This window comes from Flavobacterium psychroterrae (assembly GCF_018380615.1).
GTDB lineage: Bacteria > Bacteroidota > Bacteroidia > Flavobacteriales > Flavobacteriaceae > Flavobacterium > Flavobacterium psychroterrae.
Genome location: NZ_JAGYVZ010000007.1, coordinates 176,410 through 200,043, shown reverse-complemented (window position 1 = coordinate 200,043; position 23,634 = coordinate 176,410). Strand labels below are relative to the sequence as shown.

General features: G+C 34.3%; 15 protein-coding genes and 1 rRNA gene. 13 read left to right on the top strand and 3 right to left on the bottom strand.

Annotation, left to right across the window (positions count from 1 at the left end; all coding sequences use genetic code 11):
* Positions 1 to 87: ribosomal RNA gene (gene rrf, locus KHA90_RS09885) — 5S ribosomal RNA — on the top strand; the annotation flags it as partial.
* A gap of 171 nt (positions 88 to 258) precedes the next feature.
* Entirely contained in the window at positions 259 to 1,080 is an 822-nt protein-coding gene (locus KHA90_RS09880) for a phospholipase A (RefSeq protein WP_213298624.1), read from the top strand.
* Between the two features lie 101 nt (positions 1,081 to 1,181).
* On the opposite strand, the gene KHA90_RS09875 is transcribed toward KHA90_RS09880, so the two are convergent.
* A complete protein-coding gene (locus KHA90_RS09875) occupies positions 1,182 to 1,529 on the bottom strand; it encodes a winged helix-turn-helix transcriptional regulator (protein WP_213298621.1) in 348 nt (115 codons plus the stop codon).
* Between the two features lie 107 nt (positions 1,530 to 1,636).
* Between KHA90_RS09875 and KHA90_RS09870 the strand changes: the two genes are divergently transcribed.
* The 3 genes from KHA90_RS09870 to nagB all read left to right on the top strand — a co-directional run bounded on the left by KHA90_RS09870 (position 1,637) and on the right by nagB (position 6,597).
* Positions 1,637 to 2,266 (top strand): NAD(P)H-dependent oxidoreductase, encoded by a 630-nt coding sequence (locus tag KHA90_RS09870; RefSeq protein WP_213298608.1) that lies wholly within the window; start codon positions 1,637 to 1,639, stop codon positions 2,264 to 2,266.
* A 178-nt stretch (positions 2,267 to 2,444) separates the two neighbouring features.
* Positions 2,445 to 4,544, top strand: coding sequence for an alpha-L-fucosidase (locus tag KHA90_RS09865; protein ID WP_213298605.1), 2,100 nt, complete (start codon positions 2,445 to 2,447; stop codon positions 4,542 to 4,544).
* 139 nt (positions 4,545 to 4,683) lie between these two features.
* Positions 4,684 to 6,597, top strand: a complete 1,914-nt coding sequence (gene nagB, locus KHA90_RS09860; RefSeq protein WP_213298602.1) for a glucosamine-6-phosphate deaminase — start codon at positions 4,684 to 4,686, stop codon at positions 6,595 to 6,597.
* A gap of 440 nt (positions 6,598 to 7,037) precedes the next feature.
* Here nagB and KHA90_RS09855 read toward each other — a convergent pair whose 3' ends face one another.
* Together KHA90_RS09855 and KHA90_RS09850 are read right to left on the bottom strand one after the other, a co-directional pair.
* Positions 7,038 to 7,751, bottom strand: a complete 714-nt coding sequence (locus KHA90_RS09855) for a LytR/AlgR family response regulator transcription factor (protein WP_213298599.1) — start codon at positions 7,749 to 7,751, stop codon at positions 7,038 to 7,040.
* Between the two features lie 67 nt (positions 7,752 to 7,818).
* Positions 7,819 to 8,877 carry a sensor histidine kinase gene (locus KHA90_RS09850; RefSeq protein ID WP_213298596.1) on the bottom strand — a complete coding sequence of 353 codons (1,059 nt, stop codon included), beginning with the start codon at positions 8,875 to 8,877 and terminating at the stop codon, positions 7,819 to 7,821.
* 121 nt (positions 8,878 to 8,998) lie between these two features.
* Between KHA90_RS09850 and KHA90_RS09845 the strand changes: the two genes are divergently transcribed.
* The 8 genes from KHA90_RS09845 (at position 8,999) to KHA90_RS09810 (ending at position 23,429) form a co-directional block, all read left to right on the top strand.
* Complete coding sequence (locus tag KHA90_RS09845) at positions 8,999 to 11,239, top strand: GH92 family glycosyl hydrolase (protein ID WP_213298593.1); 2,241 nt, start codon at positions 8,999 to 9,001, stop codon at positions 11,237 to 11,239.
* A gap of 67 nt (positions 11,240 to 11,306) precedes the next feature.
* Positions 11,307 to 13,184, top strand: a complete 1,878-nt coding sequence (locus KHA90_RS09840; protein WP_213298590.1) for a sodium:solute symporter family protein — start codon at positions 11,307 to 11,309, stop codon at positions 13,182 to 13,184.
* A gap of 252 nt (positions 13,185 to 13,436) precedes the next feature.
* Complete coding sequence (locus KHA90_RS09835; RefSeq protein WP_213298587.1) at positions 13,437 to 14,402, top strand: glycoside hydrolase family 130 protein; 966 nt, start codon at positions 13,437 to 13,439, stop codon at positions 14,400 to 14,402.
* Positions 14,403 to 14,409: 7 nt separating this feature from the next.
* Positions 14,410 to 15,477: a carbohydrate-binding family 9-like protein gene (locus KHA90_RS09830; protein WP_213298584.1), complete on the top strand. Its 1,068-nt coding sequence runs from the start codon at positions 14,410 to 14,412 to the stop codon at positions 15,475 to 15,477.
* Between the two features lie 6 nt (positions 15,478 to 15,483).
* Positions 15,484 to 16,563: a putative glycoside hydrolase gene (locus tag KHA90_RS09825; RefSeq protein ID WP_213298581.1), complete on the top strand. Its 1,080-nt coding sequence runs from the start codon at positions 15,484 to 15,486 to the stop codon at positions 16,561 to 16,563.
* Between the two features lie 93 nt (positions 16,564 to 16,656).
* Positions 16,657 to 17,682 carry an isoaspartyl peptidase/L-asparaginase family protein gene (locus KHA90_RS09820; protein WP_213298578.1) on the top strand — a complete coding sequence of 342 codons (1,026 nt, stop codon included), beginning with the start codon at positions 16,657 to 16,659 and terminating at the stop codon, positions 17,680 to 17,682.
* A gap of 278 nt (positions 17,683 to 17,960) precedes the next feature.
* The gene (locus KHA90_RS09815) at positions 17,961 to 21,101 is read left to right on the top strand and encodes a glycoside hydrolase family 2 TIM barrel-domain containing protein (RefSeq protein WP_213298576.1); all 3,141 of its coding nucleotides are present in this window, start codon (positions 17,961 to 17,963) and stop codon (positions 21,099 to 21,101) included.
* Between the two features lie 6 nt (positions 21,102 to 21,107).
* On the top strand, positions 21,108 to 23,429 hold the full coding sequence (locus KHA90_RS09810) for a glycoside hydrolase family 20 protein (protein ID WP_213298573.1): 2,322 nt from the start codon (positions 21,108 to 21,110) through the stop codon (positions 23,427 to 23,429).
* Positions 23,430 to 23,634: the final 205 nt, after the last annotated feature.

Here is a 23,634-nt window from a genome sequence, read left to right as displayed (position 1 = left end):
TCACCTCTTCCCATCCCGAACAGAGTAGTTAAGCCCGCCTGCGCAGATGGTACTGCAGTTATGTGGGAGAGTATGTCGTCGCCTTTCTTTTTAAAATCCTCATCATTATTTGATGAGGATTTTTTTTGTTTAGAATTTTTTCAAAAAAAGACATAATTTTTATTTATTGCTACAATCTTATTTTATTGAGTTAATAGCTGTGATGAAAATGGTTTACTTTAGTGCAAAATTTAATAATTTCCAATTTAAAACATAAGAATGTATTTAAAATATTTATTGATTTGCTGTATTTTGTTCTCAATTACTGCAAATTCACAACTTGTAGAAGATAAGAAAAATTTCCGTGCGGCAGATTCTTTGTTGAAAGAACCTAGTTTTTCAGTTCACAAGGATAATTATTTTTTAACAGGCGTACCAATCAATACTGATATTACAAGAAATACTGCAGACGTAAAATATCAGGTAAGTTTTAAGTTACGATTGAACTCAAAACCTTTGTGGGGCGGTTTTTTTCCTTATTTAATGTATACCCAAAAAGCCTTTTGGGATATTTATGCAAGTTCAAAGCCATTTGCGGAAATTAATTTTAATCCTGGCGTTGCCCTTGTTCGTCCGTTTTACTTGAAGGGCGGAAGGTTAACTTATGGATCAGTCTCATTTGAACATGAATCGAATGGTAGAGATTCTATTTATTCAAGAACGTGGAACATGCTTGCCTTTTCATTAAAATCACAAATTTCTCCAAGGTGGATTGTTGGTTTAAGAGGATGGATTCCGCTTGTTGATAAAGAAGATAATCCTGGACTTACTAAATATGTTGGTTACGGTGAAGCAAGCGCAACTTATCAGATACAGCCGGGACGATGGAGTGCAGACGTTCTTTTCAGGAAAGGAAGTGGACTTATCAATTATGGATCTTTGCAGACACAGGTAAATTGGCGACCGTACAAAAGTGAGAATTATTATCTCACACTACAATGGTTTGTAGGATATACAGAAAGTTTGATTGATTATCAGGAGCATAAAAGTATGATACGTTTAGGATTCACTATTAAGCCTGAAAATATGGGAATTTTTTAAATTTAAAAAATTGCTTTAAATCTTCTAATAAAATTTTGTATTAATTTTATACAACCGACCAAGTATTTATGTGCTTAGTCGGTTTTTCTTTTTATAACTAATCATCTGTTTATTATTCTACTTCGGTGATTAAGCCCCCAATCAGATATCACGCTGGTTAAATTCTTAAGTGTAGCCCCATATTCAGTAATTTCGTATTCAACTGTTATAGGTTTAGTGTCCAATACTTTTCTTGTTATGAGCTGATTAATTTCTAATTCTTTCAAATCCCTGCTTAACATTTTGCCGGAGATTCCTTCTATTGTCCTTAATAATTCAGAATAACGCATTTTCTCAGTACATAAGCAAGCTATGATGGATACTTTCCATTTTCCGTTCAATAGGTCCATTACATGATGAATTGCCAGTATTTTGTGATTACACTCTTTTATTGGATTTGTTTCTTTCATAAATATTCGATGGTTACTCGGATGTCACCATTACTTTTTATCACAAAGTTACCAAAAGTAACCATTTTAATATAGTTTTGTTTTAATAAATTTTTAAACATTCATAAATGAAATTAATAGACGACCTTAAGTGGAGATACGCCACAAAAAAATTTAGCTCAAAAGAAGTTTCTGAAAGTAACTTAAACAAAATTATTGAAGCAATCAATCTGTCAGCATCTTCTATCGGAATGCAGACTTACAGGCTTTTTGTCATAGAAAATCCTGAAATAAAAAAGGAACTTGGAGATGGATCTTTTAATTTGCAAATTACAGAAGCTCCGCTTTTATTAGTATTTGCAGCGTTTGATTCAATTTCTCAGGAAACAATTGACAATTATATAGAATTTGTTGCCAAAGAAAGGAACTCCCCAATAACTGATTTAGCTGATTTTAAAGATAAAATAAGCAGTCATCTTCTTGCCAGAACAGATGAGGAAAACTTTATCTGGTCAACTAAACAAGCTTACATAGGTTTGGGAACAGGATTAATAGCTGCAGCAAATCTTCAAATTGATAGTACACCAATGGAAGGGTTTGATGCGGATAAATTTGATGAAATTTTAAAATTGAAAGAAAAAGGATTAAAAAGTGTTGTTCTTTTAGCTTTAGGATATCGAGATGAAAAAAATGACTGGAATGCTAACTTAAAAAAGGTACGACTTCCTGAAGAAGTTTTTGCCACTGTTATTAAGTAAATTAAAAAAGATAAAACCACTCTACAATTTGAGTGGTTTTTTTGTTCTAATCAAACGTATAGAATTTTTTTATTACTACCAAACCTCTTTAAATATTGTTGTTGGTCGAAATTTTATAGTTCAGTTGATATTTTAGATTAATATTGTGTATTACTATTATAATATTAATCACATCGCTATGAAAAAAGCTCTTCTATTATTATGTTTTTTTTGCATAATAACATCTGTTAGCGGTCAAAAAAAGGTGAAATCTCCAGAGCCATTTGGTCCTTTACCAACACAAAAACAAATTGACTGGCAGGAAATGGAGTTCTATGCTTTTGTTCATTTTTCCTTAAATACATTTACAAATAAAGAGTGGGGTTATGGTGATGAATCTCCGGAACTTTTTAATCCAACAAATCTTGATGTTCGTCAATGGGCGAAAGTGGTTAAGGAATCAGGTATGAAAGGGATTATTTTGGTTGCCAAACACCATGATGGTTTTTGCTTATGGCCATCTGCTTATACAGAACGTTCCGTTAAAAATTCTCCGTGGAAAAATGGTAAAGGCGATCTTATAAAAGAATTAGCTGCCGCTTGTAAAGAATATAATCTGAAATTAGGATTATACCTTTCCCCTTGGGACAGAAATCGTGCAGATTACGGTAAACCAGAATATGTTACCTATTTTAGAAATCAACTAAAAGAATTACTAACGAATTACGGAGATGTTTTCGAAATGTGGTTTGATGGTGCTAATGGAGGTGACGGATATTACGCAGGCGCAAATGAAACCAGAAAAATCAACACATTAGAATATTATAATTGGGATGAAACCTATAAACTGATATACAAAATAGCGCCTAAAACATTAGTTTGGGGAGTTGGACCATCAGAAGCAAGGTGGATTGGGAATGAAGAAGGTCGCGCGGGAAAAACAAATTGGAGTCTTTTACGCCAAAAAGATGAACTGGCGGGTAAAGTTCATTATACTGAGTTCATGTCTGGACATGAAGATGGAGAGAAATGGGTTCCAGGAGAAGCTGATGTTTCTATAAGACCGGGATGGTTTTATCACGCTGTCGAAGATGATAAAGTACGTTCATTAGATGAAATGGTTGATATTTATTATGAATCAATTGGGCGAAATGCTACTTTATTATTGAATCTGCCTGTAGATCGAAGAGGTTTAATTCATGAAAATGACCAAGCAAGACTAAAAGAATTAGTTTCAACTATCAAGGAAGATTTTAAAAAAGAATTATTAGCCGGAACAAATATTACTGCTGATAATGTTCGGGGAAACAGTAATGAATTTGCAGCTAAAAATGCGACAGATCAAAATAGAAACTCTTATTGGGCAACCGATGATAATATAAAAACGACTTCGATAGTTTTCGAATTTAATAAACCAACTACGTTAAATCGAATTGTGCTGCAAGAATATATAAAGCTAGGACAACGCGTGAAAGCATTTAATGTTGAAGCTAAAATCGATGGAAAATGGAAAAATGTTGCGAACGAAACTACTATTGGATATAAAAGAATTTTAAGAATTGACAAAGTTACAGCTTCGGCTTTAAAAATAAACATTACAGATTCTAAAGCGAGTATTGTTATTTCGAATATTCAGGCTTTTAATGCGCCAACTTTTGTGCGTATGCCGGAAATTCAAAGAAATAAAAGCGGATATATTACAATGAAATCTGAAGAAAGCAATTCTGTTTATTATACTATCGACGGAAGTAATCCAACAATAAAAAGTACATTATATAATGGAATATTTCAATATGATAAAGCGGTTGAAATTAAGGCAGTTGCTATAAATACTTCTGAAAACATTAGTAGCGCTGTAAAAACTGCAAAATACGGTGCTTCTAAAGAAAACTGGAAAATAGTTACTGCATCTAGTGGAGATTTGAATTCAGCAAACCATATTATCGATGGAAATCCCAATACCGAATGGAGTTTTGGCGGGGATTCAAATAAACTTCCGCAGGAGATAATTATTGATATGGGGAGCATTTTGAATATAAACGGGTTTACTTATCTACCGCAGCAAGTGGGCAATAATCTAAATTTAATCTCAAATTATGAGTTTTATACAAGTCTGGATAATGTAAAATGGACATTGCAATCTCAAGGTGAATTTTCGAATATAAAAAATAATCCTATAGAGCAGGTAAAGACATTTAAAAAAGATAAAGCAAGGTATATTCGTTTCATTGCTAAGTCGGCAGTAGGGAAAGGTTCCACGGTTTCGATTGCAGAAATAAATGTGATTGAAACACTATGATAGCTTTTTAATTGGGTTCTTTTTTCTTAGAGTTTCTAATTATGTTTTCTAGCGAAGGTTTTAGGTTATTAGTCGAATTTTTGATTATTTACAAAGTGTAATATTTAATTTTATATCAAATAATCACAACAACACACAAATGATTAAAGAAAGTATAAATTTTAAAGAAGCAGGAAAGTTTGAAGAAACCCGTTTTGAGAAGATTCATAATGTGATTTTTGATTCATCTCAGGAAGCTTCAGTTTTAGTAGCTCAGGAAATTGCCAATATAATTCAGAGAAAAGAAGAGTTAAACGAACCATGTGTTTTAGGATTAGCAACAGGATCTTCACCAGTAAAGGTTTACGAAGAACTTGTTAGATTACATAAAGAGGAAGGCTTGAGTTTTGCTAATGTTGTAACCTTTAATTTAGATGAATATTACCCAATGGATAAGAACAATATCCAGAGTTATTATCATTTTATGCATGAACATCTTTTTAATCATGTTGATATTGACAGACAAAATATTAATATTCCTGATGGACGAGTAAGCAGTGAAGATTTACAGCAATATTGTATTGATTATGAAATGAAGATTAAAGCTTATGGCGGATTGGATTTTCAGCTTTTAGGAATTGGAAGAACAGGACATATAGGTTTTAATGAACCGGGATCGCATGTTAACTCGGCTACAAGAAGTATTACGCTGGATCACTTAACACGTATTGATGCTGCATCATCATTTTTAGGTATTGATAATGTTCCCAGAAAAGCAATTACAATGGGAATTGGTACTGTTAAAAATGCTAAAAGAATTGTGCTTTTGGGATGGGGAATCAGTAAAGCAGAAATTATAAAAAAGACAATCGAAGGCGAAATATCCTCAAGAGTTCCGGCAACGTATTTACAACAGCACAACAACACAACGTTTGTTTTAGACACTGAAGCTTCATCGGAATTAACGAGAGTAAAAACGCCTTGGTTGGTTAAATCTGTAATCTGGACCGAAGAATTAAAACTGAAAGCGGTGGCTTGGTTAAGTGAATTGACTAAAAAACCTTTTCTTAAATTAACTGATAAGGATTATAATGATAACGGAATGTCCAGTCTTTTAACGGAGGAAGGAACTGCATATGATTTGAACATAAAAATGTTTAATAAAATGCAGCAGACCATTACTGGCTGGCCAGGTGGAAAACCGAATGCAGATGATACTTACAGACCGGAACGTGCAACTCCGGAAAGAAAAAGAATTATCATTTTTAGTCCGCATCCGGATGATGATGTGATATCTATGGGAGGAACTTTTGACCGACTTGTAGAGCAAGGGCACGATGTTCATATTGCGTATCAAACGTCAGGAAATATTGCAGTTTCTAATGAAGAAGCTTTAAAATTTGCTGAAATTTCTAAAGCATTAAATACTAATTCTATGGAATCTGAAAATATTATTAACTTTTTGAAGAGTAAAAAAGCAAACGATATTGATTCACTAGAAGTTAGAAAATTAAAAGGATTAATTAGAAGAAGTGAATCTGTAGCGGCGACAAGATATTTAGGCGTGCCGGATTCTAATGTTAACTTTTTAGATTTACCATTTTATGAAACTGGAACAGTTAAGAAAAATAACCTTGGAGAAGCTGATATTCAAATTATGTGTGATATTATCGAAAGGATAAAACCACATCAAATTTATGCAGCGGGAGATTTAGCAGATCCGCATGGAACTCACAAAGTTTGTCTGGATAGCTTGTTTGAAGCTTTAAAAAGAGTAAAACACAACAGTTATATGGATGATTGCTGGGTTTGGCTTTACAGAGGAGCTTGGCATGAATGGGAATCCTACCAAATTGAAATGGCAGTTCCAATGAGCCCTGATCAGGTTCTTAAAAAACGTCATGCCATTTTTTACCACCAATCTCAAAAAGACGGAGTGATGTTTCAAGGAGATGACAGCCGTGAATTTTGGGTACGAGTTGAAGACAGAAACAGATTAACAGCAGAAAAATATCACGCTTTAGGTTTAGCAGATTATTCGGCTATTGAAGCTTTTAAACGATATTATTTTTAGATTATAAAATCTTTTTACAATATAATAGACTATTTCATGTGGTTTATTTGGTTAGTTACCAACTTGAAAATGCAGCCCTGGTTAGGCTGCATTTTTTTTGTTTTATATTTAGTTTAACCGAAAAAAAATTAACTGCAAAGGCGCAAAAATTTCGCAATCCCGATAGCTATCGGGACACAAAGTTTATCCTTATTTCATGTCACCCTGAGCGCAGTCGAAGGGCGAAAAGTAGCTACACAATGTTATTTTTCATCACAATCTTGTCATTTCGACGAAGGAGAAATCACAATAGTTTATCGACAAAGATTGGCGACCATTTTGCTGGAGTTTCTAGTGTGATTTCTCGTACCTCGAAATGAACTGTGTATTAAATCAAAAAAACCTTTGTCAAAGTTTTCAAAACTTTGACAAAAGTAGCGCGGTAATAAATCGTAAAAAAATTAAATCGAGGAATTCAAAATCCTTTGCTTAACATGATCGATATATGATCTTCCTATTACATATCTCAGACCTTCAATTTCGATACTATTTCCTTCAACGGCATCAATTTTATCAATTGCGATAGTGTAAGAACGGTGTATTCTTAAAAAATTTCTTTCGGGCAGTAAATCCGTGAAATCAGATAATGTGCTGTGAATTATATATTTGCCTGTTAGCGTATTTATTTTTAAATAATCTTTTAAACTTTCAATAACCAGAATTTCATTAAAGAAAATCTTCTTCATTCTTTTTTTATCAATTTTCACAAAGATAAATGGACTTTCCTGACTGATTTCCTGAGGAGAATTATTTTTATTTTCAAGTCTTTTGCTAATCTTATTCAGCGTTTTCATTAATCTTGGGAACTCGATTGGTTTTACTAAATAATCTAAAACATCTAATTCATAAGTTTCAATTGCAAATTGACTGTAGGCACTTGTAATAATAAGTATAGGAGGGTTTTCTAAACTTTTTATAAAATTAATACCATCAAGAACAGGCATATTTATATCAAGAAAAACGGCATCAACTTTATTATTTTTTAAAAAATTTAAACCTTCTATCGGATTGCTGAATGTATTTATTACCTCAAAATTTTCAATTGGCTCTAAATAATTTTTTATAACATTAATAGCCAATGGTTCATCATCTATAATCAAACAATTTATTTTCATTTCTATAATCTTATGTTATTTGAGCGAAATAATTAGCAGGTAAATCTATATACGAAGAAAAGCTGTGTTAGGTCACTTTAATCACAAGCTTTACGACAAAAATATTCTTTTTATTCTTAAATGAAAGCTTATAGTCATTTTTATTATAACCTAATTCTAATCTTTTCTTAACATTCTCAATGCCTATGCCACTTGACTTGTTAAAATTATCTTTATGATGCGTAATTTCTGCCATTGGGTTTGAAATCGTAAAATGAAGAAAATCACCTTTGACCTTAAAGTTAATATCAATAGTCACATTTCCCGTGTTTTTGTTCACTCCGTGCTTAAATGCATTTTCAATAAAAGTCAGTAATATAATAGGAGATATTTCTTTATCATGAATATCGCCCGAAATAGACATATTAACTTCTAAGCGATGATCGTTTCTAATGCGCTCTAAATCAAGATAGTTCTGGATGCAAAGTATCTCGTTTTCTAAAGTCTGTTTTTTATTTTTTGTGTCATATAACATATAACGCATCAACTCTGATAGTTTAAGAACAATTTTTGGAGTTTTATCTGATTTCTCTACTGATAAAGAATAAATATTGTTCAGCGTATTAAAGAAGAAATGCGGGGAAATTTGAGATTTCAGAAATAATAATTCTGTTTCTAATTGTGATTTTTCTAGATCCGTAACTCTTTTTTGTTCTTTTAAAAAGTCAAGCGTAATCTTAATTGCTGTTACAAAAGTAATCACATAAAGTTCACCCATCATCATATCGATAGTATAATTAAGCGTTAATTTATCGATAGTTTCAGGTCCTTCAGGCCAGACATTGTGGGTTATTAATAAATAGGTAAGATTGAATTTAATAATCACCATTATAAATAAACACGACAAAATTGCCAAAACATACAAAAGATATTTTTTACGATACACCAGATACGGCATAAAGATCAAAATATTTAAATAACATAAAGTCATGTGAATCGGGAAACCCAATAAGTTTGTTTTAAACGAATAGAGGTAATCGTTAAAATAGCTTCCCCAACGAAATGTATTAAATAAAAAGTAAGTAAGCCAAAAAAGGATGTGATAATGCAATGGTATTCGATAAAGCTTGCTGGAATTGAAATTCATAATAATGATATGTTTTATGACTTTTTATGATGTTTATCTTAGTTTATACGTCGTCCGTCTAAATTAGTTTTAATAAAAGTCTAATTTATATAAATTTAAAGTTAAATTAAGATTGTTTTATATGAAGAATTTCACCCTTCTGTTTTTGTTTGTCATTTTGGTTGCAAGTTGCAAAATAAATGAACACAAAAATAGTCATCAAAAGACACTTTTTACAAACCATGCCGATCCTTTTATAGGTACAGGTGGACACGGACATACTTATCCCGGAGCAACAGTTCCGTTTGGGATGCTACAGGTAAGTCCGGATAATGGTATATCAAACTGGGATTGGTGTTCGGGATATCATTATTCAGATTCTATTGTTTCTGGTTTCAGTCATTTACATCTTAGCGGAACAGGAATTGGGGATTTGGCAGACATCTTATTTATGCCCACCAATAAAAAACTGGACTTAACAACAAAAACAACTTCTCGCGATCAATTAACTTATAAATCAAAATACAGCCATGTTAACGAAAAAGCAACACCGGGTTATTACCAAGTTTTTCTTGAGACTCCTAAAATCAATGTAGAATTAACGTCGTCACAACGTACAGCATTTCATAGATATACCTATTCTAAAAACGACAAACAATCGGTAATTATTGATCTTGGCTTTGCCATAAATTGGGATAAAGCATTAAAAGCAGGAATCACAATTGAAGATCAATATACAATAAGCGGCTATCGTTTTAGTACAGGATGGGCAAAAAATCAGAAAGTATTTTTTGTCGCTAAATTTTCAAAACCTATTTCAGAATCGGTATTAATTGCTAATAAACAAGTAATTAAAGGCAATAAAGCTGATGGAGAAAATACCGCAGCACAATTATTTTTTGATGCTAAAAATAGTGAAGAACTAGATGTAAAAGTCGCTTTATCATCTGTAAGTGTTGCAAATGCAAAAGAGAATCTGGATGCAGAAGATGATTTCAATACAACAAAATCAGAAACAACAAAAATCTGGAATTCGGCTTTAAGCAAAATCGAAGTTCAGACCCCAATCGATTCATTAAAAACAATTTTCTATACCGCATTGTTCCACACTCAAGTTGCCCCTGTAACCTATAGTGATAAAAACGGTCAGTTTAGACAAGAGGATGATCAAATTGCCACCGCAAAAGATTATACCGCTTACTCGACCTTATCACTATGGGATACTTTTAGAGCCGAAAATCCATTGTTGACTTTATTGGCTCCAAAGCAAACTTCAGACATTGTAAACTCAATGTTAACGTATTATGACATTAAAAAAATATTACCCGTCTGGACACTTTCGGCAAATGAAACCAATACAATGACCGGATATCACTCGATTCCTGTAATTGTCGATGCGTACTTAAAAGGGATTAAAGGTTTTGATCCCGAAAAAGCATTCCAGGCCATGAAAACTACCATGATGCAGGACGAACGCGGATTGAATTTCTACAAAAAATACGGTTACATTCCTTATAATTTATTGGATGAATCCGTTACCATAACTTTAGAATATGCATATGACGATTGGTGCGTGGCGCAAATGGCAAAAGCGTTAGGGAAAACTGCAGATTATGAATTTTTTCTAAATAGATCAAAAGCTTATCGCTATTTATTTGATCCGAAAACCGGATTCATGAGAGGAAAATCAGAGGATGGAAAATCTTGGAACGAACCCTTCGATGCAAAACATTCCAATCACAGAGAACACACAGATTATACCGAAGGAAACGCGTGGCAACACAGCTGGTTTGTTCCACAAAATGTCGAAGATTTCATTTCGTTACACGGAAGTAATGAGGTCTTTACCAAACGATTAGAGCAATTGTTTACCGAAAGTTCAGAGATAACAGGAAGTAATGTTTCGGCAGATATTTCAGGATTAATTGGTCAATATGCACATGGAAACGAACCAAGTCATCATATTGCCTATATGTTCAATCATGCGAGACAACCGTGGAGAACACAATATTGGGTACGTCATATTCTTGATACGCAATACAATACAACTCCAAACGGATTAAGCGGAAACGAAGATTGCGGACAAATGTCGGCATGGTATGTTTTCAGTTCAATGGGATTATATCCAATGAATCCTGCTTCTGGTGAATACGAAATCGGGAGCCCGATTTTCGAAAAAGCAACCATCAACCTCGAAGGAGGGAAAACTTTTATAATCGAAGCACAAAGTGTTTCTGATAAAAATTTTTATATCCAGTCAGCAACCTTAAACGGAGTTGAATTTAACCAAACAGCAATCTCACACAAACAAATAATACAAGGCGGAATTTTACATTTTGTAATGGGAGCTGAGCCAAATAAAAATTGGGGATTAAAAAAATAAGAAACAAAATAAGGAACAAAATAAAGAACTAACCAAAGTAACTAACCAATAAATAAAAAGTAAATTAATGGATATCATTGACGTATCAATCATCGTAGCTTATATTCTACTCTCGGTAGGAATAGGAATTTGGATTTCAAGAAAAGCATCAAAAGGATTAGATGATTATTTCCTTGGAGGAAAAACAATCAAATGGTATTTTTTAGGATTAAGCAACGGATCAGGAATGTTTGATGTTTCAGGAACTTCCTGGATGATTGGCGTACTGTTTTTATATGGCGTAAAAAGTTTCATGTTCATGTGGCTTTGGCCAATATGGAATCAGATTTTCGTAATGATGTTTCTTGCCGTCTGGATCAGAAGATCAAAAGTAATGACAGGTTCTGAGTGGATTTTAACAAGATTTGGAAGTGACAGAGCCGGAAAAGCATCGCATATTATTGTCGCCGTTTTTGCGATTATTTCAACAATTGGTTTCATCGCTTACTTTTTTGAAGGAATCGGAAAATTTGTAACCATTATTCTTCCCTGGGATTTAACGCTTCAATATGGAGATTTAATCATATTAACTTCAGAACGATCTTACGCTTTGATTATTATACTTTTAACGACTATATACACCGTAAAAGGCGGAATGTTTTCTGTAGTTGCTACAGAAGTTGTTCAATATTTAATTATGATTATCGCCGGAGTTTTAATTGCAGGTTACGCCTTTATCAATTACACAGATCTTCAGATAAATTCGGTTATAACCGATGAATGGAAAAATATTTTCTTCGGATGGCAATTTGAAACCCAATGGAGTGATAAATTCCAAACCTTCAATAATTTAATAGATTCCGAAGGTTATAAAATGTTTGGTGCTTTTATCGGAATGACATTATTCAAAGGATTTTTTGCCAGTATTGCAGGACCTACGCCAAGTTATGATTTACAAAGAATTCTTTCGACAAAATCAGTAAAAGAAGCCGCATATATGAGTGGTTTTACCAACTTGATTTTATTTATTCCAAGATATTTATTGATTACCGGAATCGTGGTAATTGCATTGGTAAACCTTGCGCCGGAGTTAAATGCAAATACCGGTTTAACCGGAGCCGATTTAGAATTATTAATGCCAAAAGTCGTTAACTTATATATTCCTGTTGGGATAAAAGGAATTTTGTTAGCAGGATTATTGGCAGCTTTTATGTCTGGATTCTCCGCTTTTGTAAACGCAGGACCGGCATATATTGTAAATGATATCTATAAAAAATACTTTAAACCAGTTGCTACAAATGCACATTATATTAAGGTAAGCCAGATTTCATCTTTTCTTGTCGTTGGTTTAGGAGTTTTCATGGGATTTTTTGCCGACTCAATCAATTCATTAACCTTATGGATTACAAGCGCTTTGTACGGAGGTTATGTCGCAGCAAATTTCTTAAAATGGATTTGGTGGCGATTTAACGGCTGGGGTTATTTTTGGGGAATGTTCGCCGGATTAGTTGTTGCTTCATTGCAATTTGCTTTAGGTCAAGCCAAAGGAAGCTTATCCGAAGGATCATTTCTATACGATTTAGCACAAGTACAGGCCATTTATCTGTTTCCAATAATATTTGGATTCTCCATCTTGGGTTGTCTTTTAGGAACATTTCTAAGCAAACCCACAGATATGGAAGTTCTAAGATCTTTCTACAAAAACGTAAGACCTTGGGGTTGGTGGAATCCGGTTTATAAAACATTAAAAATCGAAGATCAAAGTTTTGAAAAAAATAATGATTTCTGGAAAGATATGCTCAATTGCGCTATCGGGATTGTGTGGCAGTCGAGTATGATTTTATTGCCGATATTTTTTATCATCAGAGATTATCCAAAAGCAATTACGGCGTTGTTAGTGTTTTTAGTAACAACAACAATATTGAAATTCACGTGGTTGGATAAAGTTAGAAAAATAGAAGATTAACGCATCAACAGCTTTGTCAAAGTTCAAAACTTTGACAAAGCTCTCAGGACGAAAGTTTTAAACACATAGAAACATAGATTTCAAATGTGTTGAAAAAGGATACAAAAGAAACTAGTTTCTCGCACATAGCTATGTTTGTTAATGCAAGTGAAACGCCTTTTAGGTTTTCAAAAACTATGTTTCTATGTGTTTAAATATTGACAAAGCTTAGACAAAAACAAAAAAACAAACTATAATAAAAACAAAAATATCATGAGTACAATTCCTTGGCAAGACAAACCTGAAAACAGCACTGACGTAATGTGGAGATATTCTGAAAATCCTATTATTGACAGATACGCAATCCCATCATCAAACAGTATTTTTAACAGCGCAGTTGTTCCTTTTGAGGATGGATTTGCTGGTGTTTTTAGATGTGATAACAAAGCGGTTCAAATGAATATTTTTGCCGGATTTAGTAAAAACGGAATCGACTGGGACATTAATCATGAACCAATTGTAATGCAAGCCGGAAATACAGACATGATCGAATCGGCTTATAAATATGATCCGCGTGTGGTTTGGATCGAAGATCGTTACTGGATTACGTGGTGTAATGGTTACAACGGACCAACAATTGGAATTGGATATACTTTTGATTTTAAAGAATTTTTTCAGTGCGAAAATGCCTTTTTGCCCTTTAACAGAAACGGCGTTTTGTTTCCACAAAAAATAAACGGAAAATACGCCATGTTAAGCCGTCCAAGTGATAACGGACACACACCATTTGGAGATATCTGGATTAGTTACAGTCCTGATATGAAGTTTTGGGGAGAACATCGTTTAGTAATGAAACCATCTGCGTTTGAACAAAGCGCGTGGCAATGTACCAAAGTAGGAGCAGGACCAATCCCAATCCTTACCGAAGATGGCTGGTTAATGTTATACCACGGTGTTATCAATACCTGCAACGGTTTCCGTTATGCAATGGGAGCAGCAATATTAGATACAGATGCACCGGATCAGGTAAAATACAGAACTCAGCCTTATTTATTAGGGCCTGCTGAAATTTACGAACAAGTAGGAGATGTAGGAAATGTAGTTTTTCCTTGTGCTGCTTTACACGATATTGAAGAAGATAAATTAGCCGTATATTATGGTGCAGCAGATACTGTTGTAGCAATAGCATTTGGAAAATTAAGTGAGGTAATTCAGTTTACAAAAGATAACAGTTTATAAAAAAAGCATGCGTTTAAAAATTCAATGGTTAACAATCGCTTTAGGGTTTCTATCGATAATGGGTTATTCACAATCGAAAAAAACAATTATACCTAAAACGTATGTAGCATCAAAAACAACCACTCCACTAGTAATTGACGGAGACGAATCTGATGCGTCATGGAGTAAAGTAGATTGGACTGATCTTTTTGAAGATATAGAAAATAATGTAAAACCAAAATACGCAACAAAAGTAAAAATGCTCTGGGATGAAACCAATTTTTACATACTGGCAAAAATTGATGAACCGCACGTTTGGGCAAATTTAAAACAACGTGATACCATTATCTTTTACAACAACGATTTTGAAGTTTTTATAGATCCCGACAGCGACACTTTTAACTATTATGAATTAGAAATTAATGCTTTAAATACAGCTTGGGATCTATTTTTGTCAAAGCCTTACAGAGAAAATGACAACGTAGTTTTAAACGACTGGAATATTCCGGGCCTGAAATCCGCGGTAAAAATCAAAGGAACGCTAAACAACCCAAATGATATTGATGAGGGTTGGGTATTAGAAATGGCGATTCCCTGGGCATCTTATAAAACATCCTTTTTTGACAAAAATGTTCCTGCAGATAAATTCTGGAGAGTCAATTTTTCTCGGGTAAACTGGCAGCATTCCATAACAAACGGAAATTACGAACGCAAAAAAGATCCTGAAGGAAAATTTCTGCCGGAGTACAATTGGGTTTGGTCGCCAATGGGCGTCATCAACATGCACGAACCGGAAAAATGGGGTTATGTTTATTTTTCTTCTAAAGAAGGCAAAGACAATTTTACAATTCCGCAGGACGAAAAAGTAAAATGGGAACTTTATAATTTATACAGAGCACAAAAAGAATACTATGGAAAAAACAAAACCTGGGCGATATCTTTAGTAAGTCTTACCAAAGAAACAATTAGCGTTGATGGAAAAGTTTTAAGACCAATATTCGAAAACCATTCACAAGGATATAATATTTCAGTAAAAAGTCCTTTCTCCAATACAACATACATCATAAAGGAAGATGGCAAAATAATAGCAAAATAAACCACTATGAAACTACCAAAACTACTACTTATTTTATTGGCATTCAGTATTTTTTCCTGTGCCAAAAAAGAAGAACAAACCACCTTTAAATTTGGAGTCTGGACAACCGCAGATCCCAAAAAATCAGACGCAGATTTTACTAAAGAATTTAAAAAATACAAAAACGGCGGAATCGACGAAGTATTAATCAATACCGGAACAGACCCAAAACTCTTAAAAAGATTAGTGCCTTTAGCCACAAAAGAAGGCTTGAAAGTACATGCCTGGATTATGGCAATGAACAGACCCGGAGATTCAATCGCATTACAGCATCCGGATTGGTATCAGGTTAGTAAAGAAGGAAAATCATGTTTTGATAACCGCCCTTATGTGGATTATTACCAATGGTTATGTCCAACCAGAAAAGCTTCAAGAGATCACGTTTTAGGATTAGTAGAAGGATTGGCAGAAGTTGAAGGTGTTGAAAGTGTACATTTAGATTATATTCGATTTCCTGATATTTTTTTACCAATTAGTTTATTACCAAAATACAATTTAGTTCAGGATGTAGAGTTGCCTCAGTTTGATTTTTGTTATTGTGATGAATGTGTAAAAGCATTCGAAAAAATCCATCATAAAAATCCAAAAACAAGCCACAATACATCAATAGATATGGAGTGGAAAAACTTCAGATTAAATGCCATAAAAGCAGTAGTTGATGATGCGTATAAAATTGCCCACAAACACAATAAAAAATTAACCGCAGCAGTATTTCCTTATCCTGAAATGGCAGATCATATGGTGCGCCAGCGTTGGGATAAATGGAATATTGACGAAGTTTATCCTATGATTTACCATAGTTTTTATGATGAAGAAATTGACTGGGTTGGTTACGCCACAAAACAAGGAGTTGCTGATTTAGAAGATAAAAAAACTAAAATCAACACCGGAATTTATATCCCCGGGTTAAAATCTGACAAAGAATTGAAAGAAGCTATTTTACTTGCCAAAGAAAACGGAGCGACTGGAGTTTCCTTTTTTGATGGAAATGCTTTGTCTGACAGTAACTTAAAAACTATCGCAGCAACTAAAGCCAGTTTAAAATAAAAAAACGGAGAAATTGTTATGTGTTTTTCTTTGAGGAATTCGCAGTAAATATATAACTTATGATCCGAAATATTCAAGTAAAACATCAAAACCATGTCAAATAGAAGAGATTTTATAAAGAAATCAACTTTAGGAGCAATTGCAATTACCACAGCTTTAGGGCATAGCGGATTTGCGGCAACTAAAGAAGATGAAAAAGGGAATGAATCAGGAATTGGAAACAAACAAAAAAAGCCTGTTATCATTTCGACATGGAATCACGGTTTACCTGCAAATCAGGAAAGCTGGAAACAATTAAAAGCTGGAAAACCGGCACTTGATGCCATCGAAGCCGGAATGAAAATTCCCGAAGCAGATCCGAATGTTCGCAGTGTTGGTTATGGTGGATATCCGGATCGCGAGGGAAAAGTAACCTTAGACGCTTGTATTATGGATCACAATAGTGATTGTGGTTCGGTTTGTTTTTTACAAGGAATTATGCATCCTATTTCGGTTGCCAAATTAGTACTTCAAAAAACACCTCACGTAATGTTAGCCGGACAAGGTGCTTTGCAATTTGCCTTATCAGAAGGTTTTAAAGAAGAAAATCTTTTAACTGCCGAATCTGAAAAAGACTGGAAAAAATGGCTGGAAGACTCGAAATATAAGCCCGTAATCAATATAGAAAATCACGATACCATAAGCATGCTAATGTTAGATCAAGACGGTAATCTTTCCGGTGGATGCACGACAAGTGGAGCCGCCTGGAAAATGCACGGTCGCGTCGGTGACTCCCCAATCATCGGCGCGGGTCTTTTTCTGGATAACGAAGTGGGTGCTGCAGCCGCAACAGGGTTAGGCGAAGCCGTAATCAGAACAGCAGGAAGCGCAATGGTCGTAGAATTAATGCGTCAGGGAAAATCACCTTATGATGCGTGTAAAGAAATTACAGAACGTATTTACAACAAACATAAAAACCACAAAGACATGGAATACCTGCAAGTTGGTTTTATTGCATTGAATAAAAACGGAGAATATGCAGGTTATAGTTTAAGATCCGGATTTAATTATGCTGTTTCTGATGATGAAAAAGGGCACAGAATGGAAGATGCGAAGTTTAAAATGTCGTGGGATAAATAGTATTGAGGTATTGCACACGGATGACGCGGATTAAACAGATAAAAACGTATTTTTTTGTTGCGCCTTTTACCCTCATTTTTGTTATTTCGAGGAGCGATTGTCCTAGCCCCGTCCCGATAGCTATCGGGAGAAGTGGAAATCCTTTTGTGGCGGGGTTTGCCACAAAAGATTGAAAACGGATAGCGGGATTAGTTCCTAAAAAAAGCTTTAGGCTCGAAATCGAAAATACAAAAACACATATAGTAGCAAGCAGCACACAGAGAATAAAAAAACAAAGAATGAAAAAAACAATATCCATAGTATCATTAATCATCACTTCGATATTTTCTGGTCAGGCGCAGGAAAAAGTTCCGTATTGGCAAAATGAGAAAATCAACGAAGAGAATAGAGAACCTATGCACGCTTCGTATTATGTTTTTGAAAATGAAGCATTAGCGACAAAAAATGAATGGAGACAATCTAAAAATTATCTGGATATTAACGGCGCTTGGAAATTTAAATATGTAGATAATCCAGGCGTACTTCCTAAAGATTTTGAGAAAACTAATTTTAATGACACCGCTTGGGATAATTTCAGAATACCTGCGAGTTGGGATGTAAACGGTTACGGATATCCGGTTTATGTGAATACAACTTATGATTTTGATTATTTAATGGCACCAAATCCGCCATTTGTACCTACAAAATATAACCCGACTGGAGTTTACAGAAGAGAAATCACCATTGATAAATCGTGGGAAGGAAAAGACATTTTTCTTCATATTGGAACTGCAAAATCAAATCTTACGGTTTGGGTAAATGGCGTTTATGTAGGGTATGGCGAAGATGGAAAATTACCATCTGAATTCAAACTGAATAAATATGTAAAAACAGGTAAAAATACCATCGTTTTGCAAGTCATGAAATGGAATGACGGTTCGTATTTAGAATGTCAGGACATGTGGAGAATGAGCGGAATCACCAGAGATTCTTACTTGGTTGCCAGAAATAAAGCGCATTTAAAAGATTATGAAATCATTCCGGATTTAGACGCTTCTTATGTAAACGGAAGTTTAAAAATTTCAACTGAATTTTCGGATTTAGATAAAAAAGACACTTATACTTTAGACGTTCAGTTAAAGGACGGAGATAAAATTATTACGTCTAAAACAATTTCCGCTTTAAGCGAAAAACAAACTTTTGAATTTGCTGTAAATAATCCGAAGAAGTGGAGTGCAGAAATTCCAAATTTGTATCAAATAGATTTTATTCTAAAAGATAAAAAAGGAACTATCGTAGAAGTTATTCATCAAAATGTTGGTTTTAGAAAAGTAGAAATTAAAGGCGGACAACTTTTAGTAAACGGAAAAGCGATTTATATAAAAGGAGTAAACCGTCATGAAGTTGATCCCGTAACCGGACAAACAATTTCAAGAGAAAGAATGGAACAGGATATTAAAATCATGAAAGAATTTAATATCAATGCGGTAAGAATGTCGCATTATCCTAACGATGAATATTTTTATGAGTTATGTGATAAATACGGAATTTATGTTGTTGATGAAGCAAACATAGAATCACACGGAATGGGTTATGATATTACCAAAACACTGGGCAATAAACCAGATTGGGAATTGGCGCACATTCAGCGTATGCAACGTATGATCGAACGGGATAAAAACCATACATCGGTGATTATCTGGAGTATGGGCAACGAAGCCGGAAACGGTTATAACTTTTACAGGGGTTATTTATGGATTAAAAATCGCGATAAATCAAGACCCATTCAGTACGAAAGAGCGACAGCCGGCGCTTGGGACGGAAAAGATCTGAAGTTTGAATGGGATTCTGATATTATCGATCCAATGTACAGTTCGCCAAATAAAATGGAAGAATATATTCTGGCAAACCCAAATCCGTCAAGACCTTATATTCAATGTGAATATGCGCACGCAATGGGAAATTCAATGGGAAATTTTAAAGATTATTGGGACGTAATCAGGAAATATCCCAACTTTCAGGGAGGATTTATCTGGGATATGATCGATCAATCGGTTTATAAAACACAACCAGACGGAACCCGAATTCTGGCGTATGGAGGAGATTTTGGACCAAAAGATGTAAAAAGCGATAATAACTTTGTAAATAATGGAGTTTTTACGGTAGAAAGAAAGCCAAATCCTCATGCTTTTGAAATGCGAAATGTGATGCAAAATATTCTGACTTCATGGGAAAATCAGGAAACGGCAACGATTAAAGTTTACAACGAATTTTCGTTTAAGGATTTAAGTAATGTAACTTTGCATTGGTCAGTAATTTTAGACGGAATCAAACAAGATTCCGGCGTTATCGATTATTTAGCAATAGACCCAAATCAGTCTAAAACCTATACTTTACCAATTAAATTAGGAGATAAAAAGTTTCAGGAAGCTTTTGTAAATGTCACGTATCAATTGAAACAAGACGAGCCATTTTTGCCAAAAGGTTTTGAAATTGCAACAGATCAATTGGCTTACAAAGGAACTTGGAAAAATGATATAAAAGTAGCAGGTTCGGCTAAAATAAATGTGGAGAAAAACGCCAATAATACGGTATTTAAAAGCGATAAAGCAGTTGTAACTTTCGATAAAAAAACAGGATTTATCAGCGGATATTCATTCGATAATCAGCCTGTTTTAAAAGATGGATATCAATTACGTCCCAATTTTTGGAGAGCGCCAAACGACAATGATTTTGGAGCAAATCTTCAGATAAACTTAAAAGCATGGAAAGAAGCAACAGAAAATCCAATACTTTTAAACTGGACATATTCCGTAACAAAAGACAATAAAATTCAGGTAAAAGCGACTTATAATTTACCATCAGTTGCTGCTGCTTTAGAACTAAATTACGAGATCAACAGCAACGGAGAATTGAGCGTAAAAGAGGAATTGAGTATTGATAAAACAAAAGAAACTCCGGTATTGCCAAGATTTGGAATGGAAATAATTTTGCCAAAAGATTTCAGTTCACTTAGTTATTACGGAAGAGGACCGCACGAAAATTACATCGACAGAAATTACAGTGCACAAGTTGGGCTTTATAATCAAACTGTTTCAGAGCAATATTATCCATACATCCGTCCGCAAGAAACCGGAAATAAAACTGATGTTCGCTGGTTAGAATTGTCAAATGATAAAATGAAAATAACAGTTACATCAAATGAGTTACTGGCTACTACAGCTTTACATTTTTTAAATGAAGATTTAGATGACGGATTGCAAAAAGATCAACGCCACGCTGCTGAACTGAAAGAGAGAGATTTAACAAGTCTAAAAATTGATTCAAAACAAATGGGAGTTGGCGGAATCGATAGCTGGCAAGCCTGGCCAATGGAGAAATATTTGTTGAGAGGCAAAACCTATCAGTATCAATTTAAAATAACACTATCAATAAAATAATTCATTATGAGGATTTTAAAATCATTCCTTATCGTATTTTTTTTAACTGTTTTAAGTGCTGGATATAGTCAAAAAATATATACAGAAAAAGACATTCAGATCATTCCAAAACCAGCGCAATTGCTGATTCAGCCCGGAATATTTGAATTTTCTAAAAACACGAAGTTTTTTGCTGTAAATGATTTTCAAAAGGAGATATCTAATGCTTTAGCAGATAAATTCGAGAAATCAGCAGGATTTCGTCCAGAAGTTTCGGGAACATTGCCACAAAATAATTTTATACAGTTTAAGGTCGATCAAACCCTGAATAAAGAAGCTTATAAATTAGAAATAAATGCAAAAAGCATCACCATTACGGCAAAAGGAAACGCAGGTTTTATTTACGGATTAGAAAGTATCAGACAATTATTGCCTAGTGCTATCGAAAGTAAATTTGTGATTACAACCGTAAAATGGCAGGTTCCAAATTTGGTAATTACAGATGAACCTCGTTTTCAATGGAGAGGTTTAATGCTGGATTTATCCCGTCATTTCTTTGATAAAAGTTATGTATTGGCAACTATTGACCGTCTTGCAATGCTTAAAATGAACGTTTTGCATTTGCATTTAGTAGACGATCAGGGGTGGAGAATTGAAATTAAGAAATATCCTAAATTAACCGAAGTTGGAGCGTGGAGAGTCGATCAGGAAAATGTAGCCTGGAATGCAAGGCTTACCACAAATCCGGATGAAAAAGGAACATACGGAGGATTTTTAACTCAGGAAGAATTAAAAGAAATTGTAAAATATGCAGCGGGCAAAAACATCGAAATCATTCCTGAAATCGAAATGCCGGCGCACGTAAGTTCAGCAATTGCATCGTATCCTGAACTGGCTTGTTTTGATCAGAGAATTGGCGTTCCGTCAGGCGGATTATGGCCTATTACAGATATTTATTGCGCAGGAAAAGAAACGACTTTTGAGTTTTTACAAAATGTAATCGATGAAGTTATTACCGTTTTCCCATCAAAATACATTCATATTGGCGGTGATGAAGCCACAAAAACCAATTGGGAAAAATGCCCGCATTGTCAAAAAAGAATGAAAGATCTTGGTTTGAAAAATACCCATGAATTGCAAAGTTATTTTGTTAAGCGAATGGAGAAATACATCAATTCTAAAGGTAAAAAAATCATTGGCTGGGATGAAATTCTGGAAGGCGGTTTAGCTCCGGAAGCAACAGTAATGAGTTGGAGAGGAACAAAAGGCGGAACCGACGCTGCAGAACAGGGACATGATGTAATTATGACACCGGAATCTCCTTGCTATTTTAATTTTTATCAGGGACCGCAAAACGAAGAGCCATTAGCTTTTGATGCTTATAATCCGTTAAGCGATGTTTACAAATTTGATCCTGTGGTAGCTACAATGACGCCGGAACAGGCAAAACACGTTTTAGGCGGACAGGCAAATTTATGGGCGGAGCATTTAGCGACCCCAAAAGCATCAGAATATATGATTTTCCCAAGACTTGCTGCTTTGGCAGAGGTTTTATGGAGTCCGAAAGAAAAACGCGACTGGAGTGATTTTACAACCAGATTGCCTGTTTTATTAGACCGTTATGATTATTTAGGCATCACTTATGCAAAAAGTGCATATTTGGTAACAGCTTCTTCAACGGCTAATATTGCTAAAAAAGAAGTGAATGTAACGTTGGAAAACGAGTTCCCAAATCCGGATATTCGATATGTTTTAGGAGATAAAAATATAGATCATAATGCTATAAAATATACAACACCAATTGTTTTTAACGGAACGACTATTTTAAAAGCTTCTTTATTTCAAAATGACAAACCTATTGGCAAAACATTTACCGATACAATACTATTTCATAAAGCTGTTGGGACTAAAGTGCTGTATTTAACGCCTTTTAATAGTAATTATAAAGGCGATGGACCTTTTGGGATGGTCAATAGTATCAGGGGAAGTAAAAATTTCCATGACGGACAATGGCAGGCATGGCTGGTAAATGATATGGAAATTGTGCTGGATTTTCAAAAACAGGAAACTATTGAGGAAGTAATCATTGGCACACTGGAAAGTCAGGGTGCGGGAGTTAATTTTCCAACACAAATAAAAGTTCTGGTATCAAATGATGGTTTAAAATATAGAGAAGTCGGGAAAATATCACGTCCGTATGCGGCGAATGTGAATTCAGAATTGAAAGATTTCAAAGTCAATTTTGTAAAACTCAATACGAGATTTGTAAAAGTAATTGCATCTAATTTAAAGAAAAGCCCGAAAGGAGAAAGTTCATGGCTTTTTGTAGATGAGATTTTAGTGAATTAGTGAATTATCACGAAGCATAATCACAATCTTGTCATTTCGACGAAGGAGAAATCACATTCGTAATTCGACAAAGATTGGTGACAAAGATTGTAGCATTTCTAGTGTGATCCTTCCTTCGTCAGGATGACAAAAATGAGTAGAAACTTGACAAAGATTAGATTACGCACAATATTTCAACACATAGAAACATAGATTTAATTTGATA